The sequence below is a fragment of the Sphingomonas sp. genome (assembly GCF_017304635.1).
GTDB lineage: Bacteria > Pseudomonadota > Alphaproteobacteria > Sphingomonadales > Sphingomonadaceae > Sphingomonas.
On sequence record NZ_JAFKMA010000001.1, the window covers coordinates 712185 to 732584 of the forward strand.

The following is a 20400-nucleotide window of genomic DNA, read 5'->3' on the forward strand; positions in this document are numbered from 1 at the left end:
CCTCGCATTCCGCTATTGATAGTCAATCGCAATAATGCGTCAGTCGGGGAACTCGTCGTTCGCGGCGAGCACTTCGCCCGCCAGATAGAGCGAGCCGAGGATCAGGACGCGGGCAGGGCCGCCGTCCTGCGCCAGCGCGCGCAGAGCGTCGGGCACGTCGGTCGCGGTGCTCGCACGCAAGTCGAGCGTCGCGGCGATCGCCGCCAGTTCGTCGGGCGCGTGATGCTCGTGATCGGGCACCGGCACGGCTATCAGGCGCTCGGCATACGGCGCGATCGGGGCGAGCAGGCCCAGCGGGTCCTTGTTGGCGAGCATCCCGACCACCAAAGTCCATCCCGCTCGGCCATGGTCGATCGTACCGAGCGTCGCAGCGATCGCACCGCCGGCCGCCGCATTGTGCCCCCCATCGAGCCACACCGCGCTTCCCGCCGGCAGCAATCGCATCAGCGGTCCGTCGCCGAGCCGCTGCATCCGTGCCGGCCAGCGTGCCGCGACGGCCGCCGTGGCCAGCGCCTCGGGCGGGATCGCAAGCGTGCGCTGGTGCCGCAGCATCGCGATCGCGAGCGCCAGGTTGCCCGGCTGGTGCGCGCCCGCCAGCCGCGGCAGCGGCGTCGTCACGCGCCCCGACGCGTCGCGATAGGTGACGTGATCCGCCTCCACCGACCAGAACCAATGCCCGCCCTCGGCGGCGACCGGTGCGCCCGCCGCGCGCGCCGCCGCGACCACGCGCGCCTCGACGCTGGCCGGGTAGCGCATCGTGACGAGCGGCACGTGCGGCTTGGCGATGCCGGCCTTCTCCGTCGCGATCGCTTCGATCGTGTCGCCCAGAAACGCCTGATGGTCGATGCCGAGCTGGGCGATCCCGGTGACGATAGGATCGGGGATGACGTTGGTCGCATCAAGCCGCCCGCCGAGCCCGACCTCGACGATACAGGCATCGGCTGGTGCGCGCGCGAATGCCAGGAACGCCGCCGCTGTCGTCACCTCGAAGAAGCTCGCCCCGATATCGCCACCGGCATCGAGCACCTCGGCCAGCAGCGGCGCGAGCGCGGCATCCTCGATCAGCTGCCCGGCCAGCCGGATCCGCTCGTTGAACCGCACCAGATGTGGGCTCGAATAGACATGGACGCGATACCCCGCCGCCTCGATAGCGGCGCGCAGGAACGCGCAGGTCGAACCCTTGCCGTTGGTTCCGGCGACGTGCAGCACCGGCGGCAAGCGGCGATGCGGATCGCCGACTCGCGCCAGCAACGCCGTGATCCGCTCCAGCCCGAGGATATCCGCCCCCGGCGACAGCGCCCACAGCCGGTCGAGCTGGTGCTGGACCGCGGGGTCGGCGGAGCGGGCGTGGTCGGGCATGGCGTTTAGGGTATCAGGGAGTAGGTAGCAGGGAGCAGGGAATGGGGTTGGGCATCGCCTCTCTTCTCTGCTCCCTGTTCCCTGCTACCTGTTCCCTGCTCCCTCAACTCACGCCGCCTTGCGCCGCTCGCACAGATAGCCGATCAGCCGCGACAGCGTCGCCTTCAGCTCGCCGCGCGCCACCACCATGTCGAGCATGCCGTGGTCGAGCAGATATTCGGCGCGCTGGAACCCCTCGGGCAGTTTCTCGCGGATCGTCTGTTCGATGACGCGTTGGCCGGCGAACCCGATCAGCGCGCCGGGCTCGGCGATCTGGACGTCGCCGAGCATCGCATAGCTCGCGGTCACGCCGCCGGTGGTCGGGTCGGTCAGCACGACGATATAGGGCAACCCGGCATCGTGCAGCATCTCGATCGCCACGGTCGCGCGTGGCATCTGCATCAGCGACAGGATTCCTTCCTGCATCCGCGCGCCGCCGGCCGCGGTGAAGATGATGTAGGGCGCGCGATACTCCATCGCCGCCTCCACCCCGCGCACGAACGCTTCGCCGACCGCCAGGCCCATCGATCCGCCCATGAACGCGAAGTCCTGCACGCCGATCACCGCCTGGCGCCCGTCGATCGTGCCGACCGCGTTGATGAGCGCGTCGTTCTCGCCCGTCGACGCACGTGCGGCCTTGATCCGGTCGACATAGCGCTTCTGGTCGCGGAACTTGAGCGGGTCCTCGGGCACGCGCGGCGCGGGCAGTTCGCGCGCCGATCCTTCGTCGAACAGCTGCGCGAAGCGCTCCGCCGGGCCGATCCGCTCGTGATGCGCGCAATTGGGGCAGACGTAGAGATTGTCGGCCAGTTCCTTAGCGAACACCATCTGCCCGCACCCCTTACACTTGTGCCAGAGGTTGTCGGGCGTCTCGCGCTTGGGGATCACGTAGGAGAGCGCGTTGCGGACGCTCGACAGCCAGCTCATGACAATTCCTTCCTAGCGGCGCGCACCGCGCTCGACAGGGTTTCGATATAGGCGCGAACGTGGCGCGGCGCATCCTCGCCATGGCGGCCGATCAGTTCGACGATCGCCGAGCCGACGACCACGCCGTCGGCGACGCGCGCGACCGCGGCCGCTTGCTCGGGCGTGCGGATGCCGAAGCCGACCGCGACGGGCAGGTCGGTCGCCGCCTTCAGTCGGGCGACCGCGTCCTCGATCGAGCCCTGCGCCGCCTGCTGCTTGCCGGTGATCCCGGCGACCGACACGTAATAGACGAATCCGCTCGCGCCATCGAGCACCTGCGGCAGGCGGGCGGCATCGGTGGTCGGGGTGGCGAGGCGGATGAGGTCGATGCCGGCGCCGCGCAGAGCCGGGCCGAGCGAATCATCCTCCTCGGGCGGGATATCGACGCAGATCACGCCATCGACCCCGGCCTCCTTGCAGCGATCTGCGAACCAGTCGGCCCCGCGCACCGTCATCGGGTTGGCATAGCCCATCAGGACCAGCGGCACGGTCGGATGGCGTTCGCGGAAGGCGGTCGCGATCGCCAGGATGTCGGCGGTGGTCGTGCCGGCCGCGAGACTGCGCAGGTTGGCGGCCTGGATCGCGGGACCGTCCGCCATCGGATCGGTGAACGGCATGCCAAGCTCGAGCACGTCCGCCCCACCCGCGACCAGCGCGTCGAGGATCGGCCCGGTCGCGAACCGGCCGGGATCGCCGGCGGTGACGAACGCGACGAGCGCGGGATGCGGTTTCGCGAAGGCGGCTGACAGGCGGGTCATCGGGCCAATCCCGTCATCCCGGCGAAGGCCGGGATCGCTGGATGACAGGTGTCGGCGCCCGCGACACAGCGGCCCCGGCCTTCGCCGGGGCGACGAGAAATACTCATATCGCCACCCCGAGCGCGTCAGCGACGGTGAAGATGTCCTTGTCGCCGCGCCCGCACAAATTGGCCAGGATCACCTGATCCTCGTCCATTTCCCGTGCCTTCTTCGCGACCGCTGCGATCGCGTGCGAAGGTTCGAGCGCGGGGATGATGCCCTCGGTCCGACACAGCAGCTGGAACGCGTCGAGCGCTTCGGCGTCGGTGACGGCGGTGTAGTCGACCCGGCCGATCTCCTTCAGCCAAGCATGCTCCGGCCCGATCCCCGGATAGTCGAGCCCGGCCGAGATCGAATGCGCCTCCGCGATCTGGCCGTCCGCGTCTTGGAGCAGATACGTCTTGTTGCCGTGGAGGATGCCGGGAAAGCCGCCCGCGAGGCTGGCGGCATGCTTGGCGTCGAGCCCTTCGCCCGCCGCCTCGACCCCCAGCATCTTCACGTCCGCATCGTCGAGAAACGGATGGAACAGCCCGATCGCGTTCGACCCGCCCCCGATCGCCGCGACCAGCAGATCGGGCAGGCGATCGATCCGGCTCAGCATCTGGGCGCGTGCCTCGCGCCCGATCACGCTCTGGAAATCGCGCACCAGCTCCGGATAGGGATGCGGGCCCGCCGCCGTGCCAATGATGTAAAAGGTGTCGTGGACGTTCGCGACCCAGTCGCGCAACGCCTCGTTCATCGCATCCTTCAGCGTGTTCGCGCCGCTGGTGACCGGCACGACCTCGGCACCGAGCAGCTTCATGCGGAACACGTTGGGCTGCTGCCGCTCGACATCCTTCGCGCCCATGTAGATCACGCAGGGCAGGCCGAACCGCGCGCAGACGGTCGCGGTGGCGACGCCGTGCTGGCCGGCGCCGGTCTCGGCGATGATCCGCGTCTTGCCCATGCGGATCGCGAGCAGGATCTGGCCGATGCAGTTGTTGATCTTGTGCGCGCCGGTATGGTTGAGCTCGTCGCGCTTGAACCACACCTGCGCGCCCTTGCCCGTCGGGGCGCTCTCCCGCAGCGCGGCGGTCAGGCGCTCGGCATAATAAAGCGGGCTCGGCCGGCCGACATAATGTTCGAGCAGGTCGTCGAACTGCGCCTGGAACGCCGGGTCGGCTTTCGCGCGGTCATATTCACGCTCCAACTCGAGGATCAGCGGCATCAGCGTCTCGGCGACGTAGCGCCCGCCGAACTGGCCGAAATGCCCGCGCTCGTCAGGTTGCGTGCGGAAGGAATTGGACATGGATTCAATGGTCATGCGATAGAACTTTCGAAAAGGGGCCGGGCGCTGCGACGAATGGTCGAGCGTTCAGCGCCATCGAAAAGCGCGGTCGAAGCGAGAGCTGGCCGGCATCAGCATGTCGCGACCGCTTTAAGGAACGCGGCGATCTTGTCCACATCCTTGACGCCGGGCGCGGTCTCGACGCCGGACGAGACGTCGACCAGGCGCGCGCCGGTGCGCCTGGCGGCATCCGCGACATTATCCGCATCGAGCCCGCCCGAAAGCGCCCAAGGCAGAGGATGGCGGAACCCGTCGAGTAGCGTCCAATCGAACCGCACGCCCATTCCACCGGGCAGCGCGGCCCCGGCCGGCGTCTTGGCGTCGTACAGGATTGCATCGGCGGCGCCGCGATAGGCGGCGGCTCGGTCGAGATCGGCGCGCGTCTTGACTGCGACCACCGCCCAAGCTTCCAGGCCCCGCCTGCGCAGCGCCACCACCCGCTCCGGCGCGGTCTGGTGAAGCTGGATCGCGTCGAGCCGTGCGCTGGCGACCGCCTGATCGACCAGTGCGTTGTCGGGATCGACGAACACTCCGACCCTGGCGATGCCGTCCGGCACGCGCGCCGCCAACCCGCTCGCCACGTCGAACGACACTGCGCGCGGCGAGGGCGGAAAGAAGACGAACCCGACATGGCTCGCCCCGCCGCCGATCGCCGCGTCGAGCGTTTTTGGCGTGGACAGGCCGCAGATCTTGGCGGTGACGCGAGACATGCGCGCGCTATAGCCCGATCCGATACGGGGGGAAGGGATGTCGGTCGATCTTGGCAAGGCGCGGCGGATCGCGGTGATCGGATGTTCGGGCGCGGGCAAGTCGACCCTGGCCGCGCGGCTCGCGGCGCTGACCGGGTTGCCGCCCGTGCATCTCGATCAGGAATATTGGCAGTCCGGGTGGACCGAACCGACGCGTGACGCATGGCTGGATCGGATAACGGCACACGTCGCGGACGATCGCTGGATCAGCGACGGCAATTACGGATCGAGCCTGACCGAACGTGCCCGACGAGCGGACGCCATCGTCTTTCTCGATTTTTCCACCGCGACCTGCCTGTGGGGCGTCGTGCGACGGACGATCCGGTATCGGAGGCACCGTCGCCCGGACATGCCGGAGGGTTGTCCAGAGCGGTGGGACTGGACGTTCCTGCGCTTCGTGCTCGCCTTCCGGCGCCGGCATCGGCCACGTCTTCTCGACTGTCTCGCGGAGGCCGGTGCCTGGGATCGGACGATCGTCTGCCGCACCCGCGCCGATGTGCGCCGGTTGCTGCGCTCGGTAGAGAAACGGATTTAGAGCGTCGCGCCGATTTCCCGCGCGGCGATGTCGGGGTCTTCGGCGGCGGTGATCGGCCGGCCGACGACGAGGATGGAGGCACCGGCGTCGAGCGCGGCGCGGGGGGTGACGACTCGCTTCTGGTCACCGACCGCGCCGTTCGCCGGGCGGACGCCGGGGACGACGAAGAAACCCTTCGGCCAGAGCTTGTGCGCCGCCGCCACTTCCGCGCCCGAACAGACGATGCCGTCGACCCCGGCGCTCATCGCCAATTCGGTCAGCCGCAGGACCTGGTCGTGCGCGCTGCCCGCCACGCCGGTCGCGGCGAGGTCGCTGTCGTCGAGGCTGGTCAACATCGTCACCGCGACCACCTTGGTGTTGAGCGGGGCGGCGGCCTTCGCATCCTCCAGCATCGCGCGCCCGCCACTCGCATGGACGGTCAGCACGGCGGGATCGAGGCCGTAGAGTGCCTGCACCGCCTTGCCCACGGTGTTGGGGATGTCGTGCAGTTTCAGGTCGAGGAAGATCGGCAGGCCGAGTTCGTGCATCTCGCCGACGCCGGGACGGCCGTTCGCCATGAAGAATTCGAGACCGAGTTTGATCCCGCCGACATGGTAGCGGACGCGTTGCGCGATCGCCTTGGCGCGCGCGAGGTCGGGCGTATCGAGCGCCACATACAGCCGGCTGGTCATAAAATCGGCGAGGCTGGCTTCGGATCGACCAAGACCGGCTCGACGGGAACGACGACCGGCGCGGGCTTGAGGTCGGCGATGATCCGCTCCGCCGTCGTCAGCCGCTGCATCAGCCGCCAGCGCTGCGCACGCAGATACAGCCAGGTCGGCACCAGCCCGACCAGGAAGGTCAGCAGCAGCAGGAACGGCAGGTTCACCTCGGCGACGAGCCCGCCCCACAGGTTGATCGTCACCCACGTCCAGTTGCCGAGCGTGAAGATCGCCGCGGCGAACGCCAACAGGCACCAGAGCAGGATCTTGAGGAACTGCATGACGCGAGAGGCTAGCGGGGTGGAGGCGGTTTGACCAGAGCGGGATGGGGCTTGTGGGCCGCGCACGTTTCACGCCGCCACCCCGGCGAAGGCCGGGGCCCAGTTGGGAAGGTTGCGGTAAGGGAGCACAGCGCTTCTTCATCAGCGTTCCCCATCTGGGCCCCGGCCTTCGCCGGGGTGGACTCAAACCGGGGTTTACCCAAGCGTGTCGGCGAGCTGCGCCGTCGTCCTTACCCCACTTCCTTGCGCAAAGCCGCGATCAAGCCCGGCACCGCCGCCAGCCGCGGTTCCTCCTCGTCCAGGATCGTGTGGAACGCGCGGCGCTTGATCGCGGCGACGCGGCCGGGCTTCATGCGGGCGCGGGGCGGGAGGGCGGAGACGATGATGTCGATCAGCCGCTCGACGCCATGGAGCCGCCCCCACAGATAGTCGTTCTCGCGATACGCCCGGCTGAAGAATGCGCCGAAGCTGTTGAACTGGATGCCTTTCAACGTCGCGGCCGCCCCACCGGCGCGGATCGCCTTCGCATCCTCCGGCGCGATGCGGTCGACCTTGATCGGGTCGAACTCGTCGAGCCCCTCACCCTGCAATAGCGGCAACGAGGCGACGTCGAAGAACGGGAAGCCGAGATAGGCGTAGAGCAACGGCCGCTTCACCTCGCGCGGCATCCCGGCAAAGGCGGCGGCGAGGTTGGCGTCGGTCTCGTCGTCGATCCGCTTGAGGTCGAGCGAACGCGCCAGTTTGTGGAGCAGGTCGGTCGCATCGCCGCGCAACGCCCGGACGTCGCGCTTCAGGTCCGCGTGCGTGTCGGTGCGCTTCGCCTCCAGATACGTCGCGAGCGCGTCGTAGACCGCGGTGCGCGCGGCGGCGAGGTCGGTTTCGGCGATCTCGTCCTCCAACTCGGTCAGCCGTCGCGCGACGAGGCGCAGGCGGCGGATGCGGAACCCCAGGTCGAACGAGCGCAGGAACAGGATCGCGCTCGGGCTCGCCTTGCCGGTGAAGGTCATGTCACCCGCCATCCGGTCGACAGCGGTGGTCACGGCGGCGCGGATACGGGCGAGGCGGTCGGCCCCGGTCTCGCCGCCGACCGCGCAGAGCAACGTCGCGATCAGGTCGATCACGCCTGCGATCTTGAGATGGCCGTAGCCGGCATAACCGTAGCCCGCCTTCGCGGCGGCTGCGTTCTGCGCCTTGCTCCGCCAACCGGCGAGGCGCGCGGCGGTCGGCGAATCGAGGAACAGGGTGAAGCCGAACAGTGATTCGATCTCCGCCTCGACCTCGGGCCGCATCGCGCGGGTGATGCCGCGCATCCGCTCGATCCGCGCGCTACGCCCCTGCAACGCCTCCAGATTGTCGCGGATCGGCTGTTGCCGGGGCAGTTCGGAAATCGCGCCGATGATCGTCTGGAAGAAACCGGGATGCTCGTGCGCGGTCGCGCCGGTCTGGAACCCCATGCCGGGCGAGGGGTCGATATAGACGAAGCGGCGGTCGATCTCGCGACGCGCCGGGCGTTCGCGCAAGGCTTCGATCGCCGGACGGAACGGGGCGTTGGCGAGTACCGACCCGTCGATCAGCACCGCCGCTTCCGCCGCGTTCGCCGCATGCTGGCGCGGCAGGATGCGGCGGAGGAAATCGTCGCGCGTCGGCCAGGCGGTCTCGCGATCGGCCAGCACACCGTCGAGTTCGCCGACCGAAAAGGGCGGGAAGGCGCCGGGAAAGCTCGACGTCGCGCGCGCGGCGAAGGTGAGCTCGGCGGTGTCGGCGAACGTGCCGCCGCCATGGTCGCTGAACGGGATGACGAGGCGATGCTCGGTCTCGATCACCTCGGCGGGCGAATTGAGTTCGAGCCGCTCGGGATGGCCGCGGAAATCGGTCACGGTCACGAACAGGTCGAGCGGCTGGCCGCCCGGGAGCAGGCGGCCGTCGGACGGCGTTTCCGCCATCGCGTCGAACGCATCGAGGATCAGGTTGAGGAACTGCGCGCCCCCGAACGGCGGCTCGAACCAGCGCGAACGGACGAAATGCGACAGCTTGCGCGCCACTTCCTCGCGCGCGTCCTGGCCGACCAGTTCGTCGACGCTGGCCGCGCCGCGCCGCTGCGCCATCCACGCGATCGGCAGCGCCCAGGCCTTGGAGAAGCGGTGGCTCGGCGCGGCGTCGGGGTCGATCAGCGCCTCGACATCGGCGGTGTCGAGCCACAGCTTCGTCAGCGGCTCCAGGCTTTGCCCGGTCGCGATCGCCTGCGCCAGGAAGATGCCATTGATCCCGCCAGCGCTGGCGCCGGCGATGATGTCGGGCAGGACGCGGAAGCGCAGGTCGGTCTGTTCGGCGATCTCCTCGAACAGTTCGACGAACACCGCTTCGGTCGAGACGAGCGGCGGGCGATTGTCGGCCCGATCCTCAGCGTTATATGCCCGGCTTGCCCGCGCCAGCCGCCAGATCTCCTTGGTGATGCCGTGCATGTAGACCGCCAGGCTGATCCCGCCGTAGCAGACCAGCGCCAGGCGCAGTTCCTTGTCACGCCTCACGCCGCCTCGACTCGCGCCCAGATCGGCAGATGGTCGGACGCGCTGCGCGAGGCGTGAGTCATGTGGACGCCGCAATCGGCGATGCGCAACTCGTGCGACGCCATGATCCGGTCGAGCCGCCCGACCGGCCGCCGCGCGTGGAAGCTCGGGCCCGTCGCCGCGATGTCGAACCGTTCGGCGAAATCCTTGAGGCACCCCGACCGCCGCGTCCATTCGTTCAGGTCGCCCATCAGGATCGTCGGCAACGCGCGCGCGCTCGCGTCGAGATGCGCGATGATCGCATCGGCCTGTCGCCGCCGCATCAGCCCCGACAGATCGAGGTGCATGCCGACCACGCGGAGCAGCGCGCCGCCGACGCGCAGGTCGGCCATCACCGCGCCGCGCGGCTCCAGCGTCGGCAGGTGGATCGCCTCGCAATCGACGATCTGCGTATCCTTGCGCACCAGCAGGACGTTGCCGTGCCACCCGCTCGAATGCTGGCGGGCGCCGAACGGAACCGCCTTCCACGGGCTGTGTTCGGCGAGGTGGTGCGGGGTCAGGATCGCCGCGCGCCGGCCAAATCTGCGGTCGGCCTCCTGCAGCGCGATCACGTCGGCGTCGATCTCGCGCAGGACTTCTAGGATGCGATCGGGGCTGCGGATGCGGTCGGTGCCGATCCCCTTGCGGATGTTGTAGCTCGCGACCTTTATCATTGAGCGTGCGTAACGCCTCCCGCGTGCTGCGAGTTGCACCGTAGCGCGCTATCGGTGGGCGGCAATGACCGACTCGACGATCGCGGACGTGGCGCGGGTGCGCGGAGTGCTGATCGATGCCGCGCGCGAGGGGCGGGCGGTGAGTTACGCCGAGATGCTGGGGCTGCTCGGCCACCGCTTCACCCGGCCGAAGATGCGGGCGCTGTGCCGGACGCTGGACGCGATCGACGAAGCGGGACGCGTGGCGGGCGAGCCGGAGCTCGCGGTGCTGGTGGTGCGCGAATCGGACCGCTTGCCGGGGCAGGGCTGGTGGGGCGGCGCGCGGGCGTTCGTGGCGGGCTATGACGGACCGTGGACGGGTCCGCGCGCGGCCGACTTCGTGCGCGCGCTGCAACAGGTCGCGTTCGATTACTGGCGGGATCGACAGGTCGTGGTGCCGGCTGCAGGGATCGAACCCGCGACATCCAGTTTACAAAACTGGCGCTCTACCAACTGAGCTAAGCCGGCCCGCGAGCGCTCATGCGTCAGGGAACGCCGAAGGTCCAGCCTTCGGTGCGTGCGATCTCCGCAGTCAGGCCGCTCGGCGACCACAATTCGGGCCGCCCGATCACGCGACGCAGCCACGCCGCCGCCAGCACCGCGTCGGTCGCATGGTCGTCGTAGCGCGCGAGCGGTGCGTGGCGCTGCGAGCCGAGCGCCGCCAGCGCCTCGTCCAGCGCCGCCGCCGTGCGGAGCTTGCTCCGCCCCTTGCGCAACCCCGCCGCCCGCGCCGCGATCGCAGTATAGAGCTCGACGATCAGCATGCCCTCCGGCGGCGGCGGATCGAACGGCCACACCGCCACGCGCCCGTCGAGCCGGTGGAGCAGCCGCATGCCGGCAAAGCTCGCCTTCGCCACCTGCGCCGCGCCGATCGCGTCGTACACCGTGGTCGTCTTGCCGAACCCCATCGCATTGTGCGCGGCCTCCGCCCGGCGGAAATGCAGGAAGTCCGCCTTGGTCCCGTCCGCCGCGCCGAGGTAGAAATGCGTCCCCCGCCGGCTGTCGAGGAACGAGGCGGCGCCCAGATCCTCGTCGGGGCTCTCGGCATCGACATAGGCCCAGAACGCGCGCGCCTCGGTCGCCACGCTCTCGCCCGGCAGATACGAGCCGCGCTCGACGAACGGCGCGCAGAAGCTCATGTCGAACCCGACCAGCATCGGCTCGGCGCGATGCGCGAGCAGCCAGTCGAGGACGCCGGTACGCGACCACACGCCCTCCGGCGGCTCGACCAGCACCGGCGCCGCATCGCCGCGTTCGCATACCGCCAGCGCGATGCCCTTGTGCCGCCGCCCCTTTGCGCCCGACCAGTCGATCGCGGCGAAGCGCGTGAAATGGTCAGGGACGCGGGCCAAACGCGGCTCGCTGCGCCTTCGCCGCACGGTCCCACCAGGCGCGCGTGACGACCGTCTTCACCCGCTCCGGATCGGATGACGCGTAGCGCACCAGCAGCCCGGGCCAGTTCTCATAATGCGGCGTCTGCCAGAAGGTATCCGGGTCGGTTTCGAGCAACACCGCCTTCTCATCATGCGGGCTCGGGACGTGGAAGCTGCCGGGCTCGCGGCCGGGCGAGACGAACGCCTTCTTGTTCACCTTCGGACACGGCGTGCCGTAGAAGCTTTCCATATACGTGTCGGGCAGCGTCAGCGCGAAGGCGACGACGTCGTCCCAGTTATTCAACGCCGAACCCTTCCGACCATGCATCGCGGTCGAGTTCGTAGCTCGCGATATGGAAGCAGTCTGGATGTTCGCGAAATCCTGCAAAAGTTAGCTTGCGATCAATCGCTGCTTTGGCGGCGGCATAGCTGCCATATACCCCGATCAGCTTGTCGTCGGTGTCCCCGCCGCTGATCGGGCGCGAATGCCATAGCAGAAACACATCTGTCATTCGCGACCCTTCCGCAACCCATCCCAATAGTCCAGCCGTTCGCGGATGCGCTTCTCGAACCCGCGGTCGGTGGGGGTGTAGAAGGTTTGCGGCGCCATCTCGTCCGGCCAGTAGTCGTCGCCCGAAAAGCCGTGCTCGGTATCGGGATCGTAGGTGTATCCCTTGCCGTAGCCGATATCCTTCATCAGCCGGGTCGGCGCGTTGAGGATGTTCTGCGGCGGCATCAGTGACCCGGTCTCGCGCGCCGATTTCCACGCCGCGCCCATCGCCTTGTAGCTCGCCACCGACTTAGGCGCCGTCGCGAGGTAGAGACACGCCTGGACCAGCGCCAATTCCCCCTCCGGCGAGCCGAGGAAGTCGTACGTGTCCTTCGCCGCGATGCACTGGACGAGCGCCTGAGGATCGGCCAGCCCGATATCCTCGATCGCCATCCGCACCAGCCGGCGCAGCACGTAGAGCGGTTCCTCGCCCGCCGTCAGCATCCGCGCGAGGTAATAGAGCGCCGCCTGCGGATCGCTCCCGCGTACCGATTTGTGCAGCGCGCTGATGAGGTTGTAATGCCCCTCGCGATCCTTGTCATACACCGCCACCCGGCGTTGCAGGAACGCGCCGAGCCCGGCGGGGTCGAGCGGTTCGGGCAGGTCGACCGCGAACAACGTCTCCGCCTGGTTGAGCAGGAAGCGGCCGTCGCCGTCCGCGCTCGCCACCATCGCGTCGCGCGCGGCGGCGGTGAGGGGAAGGGGGCGGCCCATCAGTTCCTCGGCACGATCGAGCAGCTTGCACAAGGCACCATGGTCGAGCCGGTGGAGGATCAGCACCTGCGCGCGGCTGAGTACCGCGGCATTGAGCTCGAACGACGGATTCTCGGTCGTCGCGCCGACCAAGGTGACGGTGCCGTCCTCGACATAGGGCAGGAAGCCGTCCTGCTGCGCGCGATTGAAGCGGTGGATCTCGTCCACGAACAGCAACGTCCGCTTACCGACGCGCGCATGCTCGCGCGCCTCCGCGAATGCCTTCTTCAGGTCGGCGACGCCCGAGAACACCGCGCTGATCGCGACGAACCGCAACCCGACCGCGTCGGCGAGCAGCCGCGCGATCGTCGTCTTGCCAGTGCCGGGCGGCCCCCACAATATCATCGACGACAGCCGTCCCGCCGCGACCATCCGCCCGATCGCGCCATCGGGTCCGGTCAGGTGCTCCTGTCCGACGACATCCGCCAGTTCCCGCGGCCGCAAGCGATCGGCAAGCGGCGCGTTGTCGTGGATCGGATCGGGCGCGGCGTCGGGTTCGAAGCCGGCGAACAAATCGGGCATACGGGGAAGATAGGGATTGTCGGCCCTACCGTCATCCCCGCGAAAGAGGGGATCCATCTCTTGCGGTAGCGGCAAACGCATCGGCGCGATGGCGAATAGGCCAAAAGATGGATCCCCGCCTTCGCGGGGATGACGGCACGGGAAAATAGATCGAGATATATCTTGACGCAATCGCTTTGCGATATATCTTAGCGCTATCGCGACACAGAAGGGACTCCTACGAATGTTCTATTATTTCGAAAATCGCGGCCGCCACGGCCGCTGCGACGACCGTCTCGCCATGCGCGGCGGCTGGGGTCACCACGCCCGCCATTGGGCTGGACGCGGCGAGCGTGGCCGCGGCGAGGGGCGGGCACGCCGCATGTTCGACGGCGGCGAGCTGCGGCTCGTGCTGCTCAAGCTGATCGCCGACGAGCCGCGCCACGGCTACGACCTGATCCGCGAGATCGAGCGGCTGACCGGCGGCGCTTACGCGCCGAGCCCAGGCGTCGTCTATCCGACGCTGACCCTGCTCGACGAGATGGACCTTATCGCCCAGAGCGCGAGCGAGGGCGCCAAGAAGGCGTTCGCCGTCACTTCGGCCGGCACCGCCGAGCTGGCGGAGAATAGCGAGTTGGTCGAGGCGCTGTTCGCCCGGTTGGCCGCGCTGGGCGCCGAGCGCGAAAAGGTCGACGTCAAGTCGGTCCGCCGCGCGATGGGCAACCTCCGCGAGGTGCTGATGAACCGGCTGAGCGCCGGCGACGCCAGCGACCAGACGCTGCACCAGGTCGTCGCGCTGATCGACGAAGCCGCCCAGAAGATCGAGCGGTTGTGAGCTCCATTCCCCTCTCCCTCGGGGAGAGGGGCAAGCCGCGCAGCGGCGCGGGGTGAGGGCTAAGTCGGAACGGCATCGACCCAGCCCTCAACCCCCCCCCCCCCCCCCCCCCCCCCCCCCCCCCCCCCCCCCCCCCCCCCCCCCCCCCCCCCCCCCCCCCCCCCCCCCCCCCCCATTTTCGCATGTCCGTATCCGCCACCGCCCGCGTTCCCACCGCGAGCGCCAGCAAATACCTCCAGCAACTCTGCAAGCACTGGCAGCACAACCTGGCCGTCGAATTCACCCCCGACCACGGCACCGTCATCTTCCCGAAGGACGCTCGCGGCACCGACTGGCCCGGCGACGCGCTGGTCACGTTGGATGCCGGCGATGCCGCCCTCGACGTTCGCATCGACGCCAGCGCCGACGGCCAGCTCGATGCGCTCAAGGGCGCCGTCGCCCGCCACCTCGACCGCTTCGCGTTTCGCGAGGCGCCGCTGACGTTCGATTGGCGGTAGGTGTCGGTAACGACCCAGTTGCGGATGTTCGCTGACGCTGTAACCTCCCGGGCATGCGGGAAACGCGCCTCCTGTCCGCCGAGGAGTTTGAGAGCTATTTTGCAGCTCCCATGCAGAACGTGACAGCCAACGCTGATCCTCAGATCGACATTTGGCCATACGTTGATAGTATAGACTTGGATGCTCTCGGTTTGCCCAGCATCAACGACGTTCATTACGTCTATCGCGATGCACACGATCGGTTCGATCAGGTTCTGATCGGCACAGGTCGTTTTAACACGCTGCTGGCAGTGGTGGTGGATCGTCGGCAATGTTCCATCGCGGGTCACCATCTACTCGACCTAAATGAGAGGTTCGGCGCGCGGGGCGTTCATCTGCGGACTGTCAGCTAACCACCTAATAGCCGCCGCTTGCAAAGTAGGAACTCGCCCGACCCCCCGGTGGGGCTGTTCGATATCGTAGGGGGTGTCGGGCCGGCGTGAAGAAGTTCGCTCGTGCGCGTCAACTTTGTCAACTTTGGACGTTCGCACCGACGCCGGTCGCGGCGGTAGCGATGGCGGTGTCCCGTCGCGCGCGCCTAGGCGTAGCGCTCCGCCGTCGCCTTGATGAGGGCGATCATGTTGGGAATGCCCTGGGTGCGATTCGAGCTGAGCTGGTTCTTGAGGTCGAACGGCGCCAGCGCGGCGTCGATGTCGGTGGCCAGGATCTCGGTGGGTGGGCGGTCCTGCACGGTCAACAGGACGAGGGCGATGATGCCCTTGGTGATTGCGGCATTGCTATCGGCGAGGAAGTGGAGCGTGCCGTCTGCCTGCGCCGTTGGATAGACCCAGACCGAGGCCGAACATCCGCGCACCAGTGTCGCCTCGGTCTTCAGCGCCTCCGGCATCGGCTCCAGCCCGCGGCCGAGGTCGATCAGCAGGCGATAGCGGTCGTCGGCGTCAAGGAAATCATATTCGTTGCGGAGGTCGGCGAGGGTAGTCATGCGGAACGCTATAAAGCGGTATCCGGGCAAACCAACCGCCCGTCACCCTGAACTTGTTGCAGGGTCCATCGTGCAGCCCGCGACGCGGGATATGGGGCACGATGGATGTTGGAAACGAGTTCAGCACGACGGACTGTATGACTACAAATCCACCCCCGACGCGATCGCCTCGAGCTTGCGGATGCGTTCCTTCAGGTCGGCGATCTCGATCCGGGCGCTGGCGTTGGGCAGGCTCGGGGCGTCGTGGCCGTGCTCGGCGGTCGCGATCAGCTCGCGTTCCTTGAGGGTCAGCCAGCCACGCCAGCCGGCCAGCGCCGCGGTGCAGACCATGCCGAGGCCGGCCAGGCTCGCGCCCGCCATGGTCAGATAGAGGTTGGGGTCGGTCATCGTGACGTCTCCGTTCGAAAGTCAGCGGCCGGTCGGGCCGCGGTCGCGGTTGCCGTCGCGCAGGGCCTCGATCTCGCGGTCGAGGTTGCTGGCGCCGTTGGTGTCGGTAATGACGCGCTCCAGGACGGCGATCCGCTCCTTGAGCTGGCGGACCTCTTCCTCGGCGCGGCGGGTTTCGATTTCCTCGGCGGTGTCGCTGCGGTCCTGTTGGTCGTAGCGTGCCTTCAGCACCCTGCCGATCATCACGATCGCGACGATCACCACCGTCATTTCGGCCCAGCCCATGGTCGTGCGCTCCTTATTCGGCCGGGTGGACCTGCGCGTCGCGCATCGCGCGGCGGCGGGGGCGGTCGACCCGTTCGGCCAGCCAGACGGCGATCGCCGCCGGCACCGCGACGATCGCGGCGAAGATAATCAAGCCCATGATGGATTCCCTCAGTTGAGCGGCGACGGTTCGTCGCGCAGCTTTTCGATTTCATCCGCGACGTCGATGCCGCGGTCGGTGACGATGCGTTCGAGGACGCGGACCCGCTGTTCCAGCCGTTCGGTCTGCGCCGCATATTGGGCGGCCTTCTCGGCGACCTTGTCGCCTTCGATCTCCAGCTGGCGGTGGCGGTAGGCGAACCAGGGCTTCACGAAGACGCCGCCGATGATCGCGACCAAGCCGCAGCTGATGCCCAGGACCGGGATGATGAAGGGGCTCATGACGCTTCCTTTCAGTCGCGGGTGCGGAGTTCTTCGATCTCGCGAGCGACGCGCTCGGCGGGATCGGTGGCGATGCGCTCGAGCACCCGGAGGCGTTCCTCGAGCCGGCCGATCTGGCCGGTCAGGCGCTCGTTCTCGCTCGACAGGAGCTCGATCTTGCGCTGCGCTTCCAGGTCGTCGCTGCCGCTGTCGTAGCGGCGGCCGCGGCGATGGTTGCGGTCTTCGAGTGGCAGGCCGTGCTTGGCCCGGATCGCCATCTTGATGATCCCGCCAAAGATACCCATGCCGATGATGGCGAGGACGAAGAGTTGGCCGTCGTGCATTGTCGTTCTCCCTGGCCTGCGCTCGGTTCAGCGCAGGCTGTCGATTTCGTCGGCCAGCCGGGTGTTGCGGCTGGTGTACATCGTCTCGATGTCGGCGAGCCGGCGGTCGAGATCGCGAAACTTCGAGCGGACTTCGGCGGTCGAGCGGCTCGGATTGGTACGCACGCCCTGCCAGAACTTGGCGTCGTCGGCGCTGTCGTAGAGCCCGAGCGGCTTGCACGGCGCGAGCCACGCGGTGATGAAGTAGACCGGGACGATCGTTCCGCCGGCGAACAGGGTCAGCGCGACCATGCCGATGCGGACCATGGTGACGTCGATCCCGGTATAGTCGGCAATACCGGCGCAGACGCCCAGGAACTTGCCGTTCTGCTTGTCGAGGTAGAATTTGGTGCGGCTGGCGGACATCTTAGTTCCTCCTGAGATAGTCGGTCGGGTCGGTCGCGAGCGGGGTGCTCGACTTCCAGTCCGGATGGTCGGCGGCGATGATGCGTTCGACCGTGGTGACGCGATCTTCGAGACGGCGGGCGAGGGTGTAGAGCTCGTCGAGCAGCTTCTCGTCCTCGTTGGTGATGCGCGGCGCTTTCTTCCACTGCGTGACGTAGTGGAGGACGATCCAGGGCAATCCGATGAACAGGATGCCGCAGACCATTACGGGGATGAGTACGTCCTCCATCTCACGACCCCTTGTTCATGCGCGCCTTGAGCGCGGCGAGTTCGGCATCGACCTTTTCGGACGCCTTCAGCTCGGCGATCTCTTCCTCCAGCGTCTTCGGCTGGCCGCCCAGGCTCAGCGCGTCGGCGCGGCCCTCGGCGAGATCGACGCGGCGTTCGAGCACGTCGAAGCGCGAGAACGCGTCCTGCGTGCGGCTGGCCGAGAACACTTCGCGCAAGCGGAACTTGTTGTTCGCGCTTTCCAGTCGCGTCGCGATCGACGCCTGGCGGTTGCGAGCCTCGCTCAGCTTCTTCTGCAGCTTGGCGATGTCCTCTTCCGACCCGCGCAGCGCGTCGTCGAGCACGGTGATCTGCTGGCTCAGCTCGGCGACCATGTCGGTCGCCTTCTGGCGCTCGACCAAGGCCGCCTTGGCCAGATCCTCGCGGTCCTTCGATAGCGCGAGTTCCGCCTTCTCGGTCCAGCTTTCCTCCAGACCGGTCAGCTTGGTGATGTGCCGGCGCATTTCCTTCTGGTCGGCGATGGTGCGCGCGGCGGACGCGCGGACCTCGACCAGCGTCTCCTCCATCTCGAGGATAATCATGCGGATCATCTTCGCCGGGTCTTCCGCCTTTTCGAGCAGGTCGGTGAAGTTGGCGGCAATGATGTCGCGGGTTCGCGAAAAGATGCCCATGGTGATGTCTACTCCTGATTACGCTGACTGGGTGGAAGCCGGGGCGGGCGGCAAGGGGGCGCCCGCCCCGGCCGTGGCCGTCACGCGCGCTGCGTGGCGGCAACCTGAGCCGAAGCGGTCTGCGTCAGGCCGGGGCCGAGTGCCGCCAGCATCAGCGAGGAACCGCTGACCAGCGTTGCCAGGACCACGACGAGCGTGCGACCGAGGTTCGAAACCGACTGCATTGTCTTCACTCCCTGATGCTTCATTCGCGCCGATGTCGGCGTTGTCCCATGCATTGCATCCGGCGTGCCAATTGCGAAAAGCCGCAGAAATCCGCCGTTTCTTGCCATACGCGATAGCGCGACGATGTTTACCGGTTGCCAACGGTTGGTGATCTACGCCAGATGTTGGCAATGGAGCGAACTACTCAAGTCATTGGCCAATCGGGTGCCTTTCTCGACGCGCTCGAACGCGCCAGCCGCGCGGCGGCGCTCGACCGTCCGGTGCTGGTGATCGGTGAGCGTGGGACCGGTAAGGAACTGGTCGCCGAACGCCTGCATCGCCTCAGTCCACGCTGGGACCAGCCGCTGATCGTGATGAACTGCGCCGCGCTGCCCGAAACCCTGATCGAAGCCGAACTGTTCGGGCACGAGGCGGGTGCCTTTACCGGCGCGACCAAGGCAAGGGCGGGGCGGTTCGAGGAGGCCGACGGCGGCACGCTGTTCCTCGACGAGCTCGGCACGCTCAGCATGGCGGCACAGGAGCGGCTGCTCCGCGCGGTCGAATATGGCGAGGTCACGCGGATCGGCGCGTCGCACCCGATCCGCGTCGACGTCCGCATCGTGGCGGCGACCAACGAGCATCTGCCCGACAAGGTCGAGAAGCATCAGTTCCGCGCCGACCTGCTCGACCGGCTGAGCTTCGAGGTGGTGACGTTGCCGCCGCTTCGCGCGCGTCCGGGCGATATCGGCGTGCTCGCCGAACATTTCGGGCGGCGCATGGCGGCGGAGATGGGGCGCGACTGGGAAGGGTTTTCGGCCGAGGTGGCGGCGGCGCTGATCGACTATCCGTGGCCGGGTAACGTGCGCGAACTGCGCAATGTCGTCGAGCGCGCGGTCTATCGCTGGGACCAACCGGGACCGATCGCCGCGATCGAATTCGATCCCTTCCAGTCGCCGCATCGACCGGGCGCGCTCGCCGTCTCCTCGATGCCCGCGCCGCAACGGACCGAGACGCTTGCCCCGCCGCCGCTCGATGCCGAGCCGGGCGATTTCAAGTCGCGCGTCGCTCGGTTCGAGCGCGACGTGCTGGCCAAGGCGCTTGCCGCCAACCGCTTCAACCAGCGCCACACCGCCGATGCGCTGGGCCTGAGCTACGACCAGTTGCGCCATGCGCTACGTCGCCACGACCTGTTGCCGAGTTGACCGACAGAATCGCTTGCGCAACGATACCGCCGGACCCATTTGACGGGGGCCTGCGTTTTGCGACGCGAACCCTTCACCGATGGAGATGCTCCGATGGCCTTCGAACTTCCGCCGCTACCCTATGACTACAACGCGCTGGAGCCGACCATCAACGAAGAGACGATGAAGTTCCACCACGACAAGCATCATAAGGCCTATACCGACAAGCTGAACGAGGGCGTCGCCGCCGATCCGAAGCTGGCGGGCAAGTCGATCGAGGACATCCTCGGCATGATCTCGTCGCTGCCGCCGCTGGTCCGCAACAATGGCGGCGGGTACTGGAACCACGATTTCTTCTGGAAGATCATGGCCCCGGCCGGGTCAAGCCGGCCGTCGGGCAAGTTGGCCGAGGCGGTCGACGCCTATGGCGGGCTCGACAAGCTGAAGGAGGATTTCAACACGAAGGGCGCAGGCCAGTTCGGTTCGGGCTGGGCGTGGGTGATCGCGGATTCGTCGGGCGCGTTGAAGGTAACGTCGACGCCGAACCAGGACAATCCGCTGATGGACGACGCCAAGGACAAGGGCACGCCGGTCCTGGGCAACGACGTGTGGGAGCACGCATATTACCTGACCTATCGCAACGACCGCGCCGCCTATTTGAAGGCGTGGTGGGATGTGGTGAACTGGGACGAGGCCGGGCGCCGCTACGACGAAGCGGTGGGTTGAGCCTCAACCCCTCTCCCATTGGGAGAG

Annotated in this window: 29 protein-coding genes, 1 tRNA gene and 1 pseudogene; 7 read left to right on the forward strand and 24 right to left on the reverse strand. The window is 67.7% G+C overall.

The genetic code is table 11. The features are described 5' to 3' along the window. Nucleotides 1–39 precede the first annotated feature (39 nt). The 5 genes from J0I47_RS03555 to J0I47_RS03575 form a co-directional block, all read right to left on the reverse strand. The gene (locus tag J0I47_RS03555; protein WP_294045057.1) at nt 40–1359 is read right to left on the reverse strand and encodes a bifunctional folylpolyglutamate synthase/dihydrofolate synthase; all 1320 of its coding nucleotides are present in this window, start codon (nt 1357–1359) and stop codon (nt 40–42) included. 108 nt (nt 1360–1467) lie between these two features. Further along, on the reverse strand, nt 1468–2325 hold the full coding sequence (accD, locus tag J0I47_RS03560) for an acetyl-CoA carboxylase, carboxyltransferase subunit beta (RefSeq protein ID WP_294045058.1): 858 nt from the start codon (nt 2323–2325) through the stop codon (nt 1468–1470). Continuing rightward, complete coding sequence (trpA, locus tag J0I47_RS03565; RefSeq protein WP_294045059.1) at nt 2322–3122, reverse strand: tryptophan synthase subunit alpha; 801 nt, start codon at nt 3120–3122, stop codon at nt 2322–2324. The genes accD and trpA overlap by 4 nt, the downstream gene beginning before the upstream one ends. Before the next feature lie 103 nt (nt 3123–3225). After that, nucleotides 3226–4464 (reverse strand): tryptophan synthase subunit beta, encoded by a 1239-nt coding sequence (gene trpB / locus J0I47_RS03570; protein ID WP_294045060.1) that lies wholly within the window; start codon nt 4462–4464, stop codon nt 3226–3228. A gap of 95 nt (nt 4465–4559) precedes the next feature. Beyond that, entirely contained in the window at nt 4560–5198 is a 639-nt protein-coding gene (locus J0I47_RS03575) for a phosphoribosylanthranilate isomerase (RefSeq protein WP_294045061.1), read from the reverse strand. A gap of 37 nt (nt 5199–5235) precedes the next feature. Here J0I47_RS03575 and J0I47_RS03580 point away from each other — a divergent pair, with 37 nt between their 5' ends. Further along, on the forward strand, nt 5236–5772 hold the full coding sequence (locus J0I47_RS03580) for an AAA family ATPase (protein WP_294045062.1): 537 nt from the start codon (nt 5236–5238) through the stop codon (nt 5770–5772). On the opposite strand, the gene pyrF is transcribed toward J0I47_RS03580, so the two are convergent. The 4 genes from pyrF to J0I47_RS03600 form a co-directional block, all read right to left on the reverse strand. Then, entirely contained in the window at nt 5769–6443 is a 675-nt protein-coding gene (gene pyrF, locus J0I47_RS03585; RefSeq protein ID WP_294045063.1) for an orotidine-5'-phosphate decarboxylase, read from the reverse strand. The genes J0I47_RS03580 and pyrF overlap by 4 nt on opposite strands. Next, on the reverse strand, nt 6440–6754 hold the full coding sequence (locus tag J0I47_RS03590; protein WP_294045064.1) for a hypothetical protein: 315 nt from the start codon (nt 6752–6754) through the stop codon (nt 6440–6442). The genes pyrF and J0I47_RS03590 overlap by 4 nt, the downstream gene beginning before the upstream one ends. A gap of 230 nt (nt 6755–6984) precedes the next feature. Continuing rightward, complete coding sequence (locus tag J0I47_RS03595; RefSeq protein ID WP_294045065.1) at nt 6985–9282, reverse strand: patatin-like protein; 2298 nt, start codon at nt 9280–9282, stop codon at nt 6985–6987. After that, on the reverse strand, nt 9279–9974 hold the full coding sequence (locus J0I47_RS03600; RefSeq protein ID WP_294045066.1) for an endonuclease/exonuclease/phosphatase family protein: 696 nt from the start codon (nt 9972–9974) through the stop codon (nt 9279–9281). Before J0I47_RS03600 ends, J0I47_RS03595 begins: the two co-directional genes overlap by 4 nt. Nucleotides 9975–10038: 64 nt before the next feature. Here J0I47_RS03600 and J0I47_RS03605 point away from each other — a divergent pair. Further along, nucleotides 10039–10398 (forward strand): annotated as a pseudogene (locus tag J0I47_RS03605) (ribose-phosphate pyrophosphokinase); the annotation flags it as partial. A gap of 7 nt (nt 10399–10405) precedes the next feature. Here the strand turns inward: J0I47_RS03605 and J0I47_RS03610 are convergent. The 5 genes from J0I47_RS03610 to J0I47_RS03630 all read right to left on the reverse strand — a co-directional run bounded on the left by J0I47_RS03610 (nt 10406) and on the right by J0I47_RS03630 (nt 13211). Beyond that, nucleotides 10406–10481, reverse strand: a tRNA-Thr gene (locus J0I47_RS03610). Between the two features lie 17 nt (nt 10482–10498). Then, nucleotides 10499–11365, reverse strand: coding sequence for a hypothetical protein (locus J0I47_RS03615; RefSeq protein ID WP_294045067.1), 867 nt, complete (start codon nt 11363–11365; stop codon nt 10499–10501). Further along, the gene (locus J0I47_RS03620; protein ID WP_294045068.1) at nt 11349–11690 is read right to left on the reverse strand and encodes a hypothetical protein; all 342 of its coding nucleotides are present in this window, start codon (nt 11688–11690) and stop codon (nt 11349–11351) included. The genes J0I47_RS03615 and J0I47_RS03620 overlap by 17 nt, the downstream gene beginning before the upstream one ends. After that, nucleotides 11683–11898, reverse strand: a complete 216-nt coding sequence (locus J0I47_RS03625; RefSeq protein WP_294045069.1) for a hypothetical protein — start codon at nt 11896–11898, stop codon at nt 11683–11685. The genes J0I47_RS03620 and J0I47_RS03625 overlap by 8 nt, the downstream gene beginning before the upstream one ends. After that, nucleotides 11895–13211: a replication-associated recombination protein A gene (locus J0I47_RS03630; protein ID WP_294045070.1), complete on the reverse strand. Its 1317-nt coding sequence runs from the start codon at nt 13209–13211 to the stop codon at nt 11895–11897. The genes J0I47_RS03625 and J0I47_RS03630 overlap by 4 nt, the downstream gene beginning before the upstream one ends. A 280-nt stretch (nt 13212–13491) precedes the next feature. On the opposite strand from J0I47_RS03630, the gene J0I47_RS03635 reads away from it, so the two are divergent. From J0I47_RS03635 to J0I47_RS03645, 3 genes are all read left to right on the forward strand, one after another. After that, nucleotides 13492–14025: a PadR family transcriptional regulator gene (locus J0I47_RS03635; RefSeq protein WP_294045850.1), complete on the forward strand. Its 534-nt coding sequence runs from the start codon at nt 13492–13494 to the stop codon at nt 14023–14025. A gap of 182 nt (nt 14026–14207) precedes the next feature. Then, nucleotides 14208–14522 (forward strand): DUF2218 domain-containing protein, encoded by a 315-nt coding sequence (locus tag J0I47_RS03640; RefSeq protein ID WP_294045071.1) that lies wholly within the window; start codon nt 14208–14210, stop codon nt 14520–14522. A 53-nt stretch (nt 14523–14575) separates the two neighbouring features. Then, entirely contained in the window at nt 14576–14914 is a 339-nt protein-coding gene (locus J0I47_RS03645; RefSeq protein WP_294045072.1) for a hypothetical protein, read from the forward strand. Between the two features lie 185 nt (nt 14915–15099). On the opposite strand, the gene J0I47_RS03650 is transcribed toward J0I47_RS03645, so the two are convergent. From J0I47_RS03650 to J0I47_RS03695, 10 genes are all read right to left on the reverse strand, one after another. Continuing rightward, nucleotides 15100–15504 (reverse strand): SufE family protein, encoded by a 405-nt coding sequence (locus tag J0I47_RS03650; RefSeq protein ID WP_294045073.1) that lies wholly within the window; start codon nt 15502–15504, stop codon nt 15100–15102. 141 nt (nt 15505–15645) lie between these two features. Continuing rightward, a complete protein-coding gene (locus J0I47_RS03655; RefSeq protein ID WP_294045074.1) occupies nt 15646–15891 on the reverse strand; it encodes a hypothetical protein in 246 nt (81 codons plus the stop codon). A gap of 21 nt (nt 15892–15912) precedes the next feature. Further along, nucleotides 15913–16176 carry a hypothetical protein gene (locus J0I47_RS03660; RefSeq protein WP_294045075.1) on the reverse strand — a complete coding sequence of 88 codons (264 nt, stop codon included), beginning with the start codon at nt 16174–16176 and terminating at the stop codon, nt 15913–15915. 13 nt (nt 16177–16189) lie between these two features. Further along, on the reverse strand, nt 16190–16315 hold the full coding sequence (locus J0I47_RS03665; RefSeq protein ID WP_294045076.1) for a hypothetical protein: 126 nt from the start codon (nt 16313–16315) through the stop codon (nt 16190–16192). Nucleotides 16316–16326: 11 nt separating this feature from the next. Next, nucleotides 16327–16596 (reverse strand): hypothetical protein, encoded by a 270-nt coding sequence (locus J0I47_RS03670; protein WP_294045077.1) that lies wholly within the window; start codon nt 16594–16596, stop codon nt 16327–16329. 11 nt (nt 16597–16607) lie between these two features. Then, on the reverse strand, nt 16608–16919 hold the full coding sequence (locus J0I47_RS03675) for a hypothetical protein (protein ID WP_294045078.1): 312 nt from the start codon (nt 16917–16919) through the stop codon (nt 16608–16610). A 27-nt stretch (nt 16920–16946) separates the two neighbouring features. Next, nucleotides 16947–17324, reverse strand: coding sequence for an envelope stress response membrane protein PspC (gene pspC, locus J0I47_RS03680; RefSeq protein ID WP_294045079.1), 378 nt, complete (start codon nt 17322–17324; stop codon nt 16947–16949). Between the two features lies 1 nt (nt 17325). Beyond that, a complete protein-coding gene (gene pspB / locus J0I47_RS03685) occupies nt 17326–17592 on the reverse strand; it encodes an envelope stress response membrane protein PspB (protein ID WP_294045080.1) in 267 nt (88 codons plus the stop codon). Between the two features lies 1 nt (nt 17593). Then, nucleotides 17594–18262, reverse strand: coding sequence for a phage shock protein PspA (gene pspA, locus J0I47_RS03690; RefSeq protein ID WP_294045081.1), 669 nt, complete (start codon nt 18260–18262; stop codon nt 17594–17596). Nucleotides 18263–18342: 80 nt separating this feature from the next. Beyond that, nucleotides 18343–18510 (reverse strand): hypothetical protein, encoded by a 168-nt coding sequence (locus J0I47_RS03695; RefSeq protein ID WP_294045082.1) that lies wholly within the window; start codon nt 18508–18510, stop codon nt 18343–18345. A gap of 147 nt (nt 18511–18657) precedes the next feature. Here J0I47_RS03695 and pspF point away from each other — a divergent pair, with 147 nt between their 5' ends. Both pspF and J0I47_RS03705 read left to right on the forward strand, forming a co-directional pair. Then, nucleotides 18658–19668: a phage shock protein operon transcriptional activator gene (gene pspF, locus J0I47_RS03700; protein ID WP_294045083.1), complete on the forward strand. Its 1011-nt coding sequence runs from the start codon at nt 18658–18660 to the stop codon at nt 19666–19668. Between the two features lie 93 nt (nt 19669–19761). Beyond that, entirely contained in the window at nt 19762–20373 is a 612-nt protein-coding gene (locus tag J0I47_RS03705; protein WP_294045084.1) for a superoxide dismutase, read from the forward strand. Nucleotides 20374–20400 lie beyond the last annotated feature (27 nt).

Excerpts from the sequence above, each read along its gene's own strand:
- J0I47_RS03630 (WP_294045070.1), bottom strand. The coding sequence starts at position 13,211 with ATGCCCGATTTGTTCGCCGGCTTCGAACCCGACGCCGCGCCCGATCCG.
- pyrF (WP_294045063.1), bottom strand. The coding sequence starts at position 6,443 with ATGACCAGCCGGCTGTATGTGGCGCTCGATACGCCCGACCTCGCGCGC.
- J0I47_RS03645 (WP_294045072.1), top strand. The coding sequence starts at position 14,576 with ATGCGGGAAACGCGCCTCCTGTCCGCCGAGGAGTTTGAGAGCTATTTT.
- trpA (WP_294045059.1), bottom strand. The coding sequence starts at position 3,122 with ATGACCCGCCTGTCAGCCGCCTTCGCGAAACCGCATCCCGCGCTCGTC.
- J0I47_RS03665 (WP_294045076.1), bottom strand. The coding sequence starts at position 16,315 with ATGGGCTTGATTATCTTCGCCGCGATCGTCGCGGTGCCGGCGGCGATC.
- pspA (WP_294045081.1), bottom strand. The coding sequence starts at position 18,262 with ATGGGCATCTTTTCGCGAACCCGCGACATCATTGCCGCCAACTTCACC.
- J0I47_RS03695 (WP_294045082.1), bottom strand. The coding sequence starts at position 18,510 with ATGAAGCATCAGGGAGTGAAGACAATGCAGTCGGTTTCGAACCTCGGT.
- J0I47_RS03655 (WP_294045074.1), bottom strand. The coding sequence starts at position 15,891 with ATGACCGACCCCAACCTCTATCTGACCATGGCGGGCGCGAGCCTGGCC.
- J0I47_RS03575 (WP_294045061.1), bottom strand. The coding sequence starts at position 5,198 with ATGTCTCGCGTCACCGCCAAGATCTGCGGCCTGTCCACGCCAAAAACG.
- pspC (WP_294045079.1), bottom strand. The coding sequence starts at position 17,324 with ATGTCCGCCAGCCGCACCAAATTCTACCTCGACAAGCAGAACGGCAAG.
- J0I47_RS03705 (WP_294045084.1), top strand. The coding sequence starts at position 19,762 with ATGGCCTTCGAACTTCCGCCGCTACCCTATGACTACAACGCGCTGGAG.
- J0I47_RS03640 (WP_294045071.1), top strand. The coding sequence starts at position 14,208 with ATGTCCGTATCCGCCACCGCCCGCGTTCCCACCGCGAGCGCCAGCAAA.
- J0I47_RS03590 (WP_294045064.1), bottom strand. The coding sequence starts at position 6,754 with ATGCAGTTCCTCAAGATCCTGCTCTGGTGCCTGTTGGCGTTCGCCGCG.
- J0I47_RS03600 (WP_294045066.1), bottom strand. The coding sequence starts at position 9,974 with ATGATAAAGGTCGCGAGCTACAACATCCGCAAGGGGATCGGCACCGAC.
- J0I47_RS03555 (WP_294045057.1), bottom strand. The coding sequence starts at position 1,359 with ATGCCCGACCACGCCCGCTCCGCCGACCCCGCGGTCCAGCACCAGCTC.
- pspF (WP_294045083.1), top strand. The coding sequence starts at position 18,658 with ATGGAGCGAACTACTCAAGTCATTGGCCAATCGGGTGCCTTTCTCGAC.
- J0I47_RS03635 (WP_294045850.1), top strand. The coding sequence starts at position 13,492 with ATGCGCGGCGGCTGGGGTCACCACGCCCGCCATTGGGCTGGACGCGGC.
- pspB (WP_294045080.1), bottom strand. The coding sequence starts at position 17,592 with ATGGAGGACGTACTCATCCCCGTAATGGTCTGCGGCATCCTGTTCATC.
- J0I47_RS03670 (WP_294045077.1), bottom strand. The coding sequence starts at position 16,596 with ATGAGCCCCTTCATCATCCCGGTCCTGGGCATCAGCTGCGGCTTGGTC.
- accD (WP_294045058.1), bottom strand. The coding sequence starts at position 2,325 with ATGAGCTGGCTGTCGAGCGTCCGCAACGCGCTCTCCTACGTGATCCCC.
- trpB (WP_294045060.1), bottom strand. The coding sequence starts at position 4,464 with ATGACCATTGAATCCATGTCCAATTCCTTCCGCACGCAACCTGACGAG.
- J0I47_RS03660 (WP_294045075.1), bottom strand. The coding sequence starts at position 16,176 with ATGGGCTGGGCCGAAATGACGGTGGTGATCGTCGCGATCGTGATGATC.
- J0I47_RS03625 (WP_294045069.1), bottom strand. The coding sequence starts at position 11,898 with ATGACAGATGTGTTTCTGCTATGGCATTCGCGCCCGATCAGCGGCGGG.
- J0I47_RS03650 (WP_294045073.1), bottom strand. The coding sequence starts at position 15,504 with ATGACTACCCTCGCCGACCTCCGCAACGAATATGATTTCCTTGACGCC.
- J0I47_RS03580 (WP_294045062.1), top strand. The coding sequence starts at position 5,236 with ATGTCGGTCGATCTTGGCAAGGCGCGGCGGATCGCGGTGATCGGATGT.
- J0I47_RS03675 (WP_294045078.1), bottom strand. The coding sequence starts at position 16,919 with ATGCACGACGGCCAACTCTTCGTCCTCGCCATCATCGGCATGGGTATC.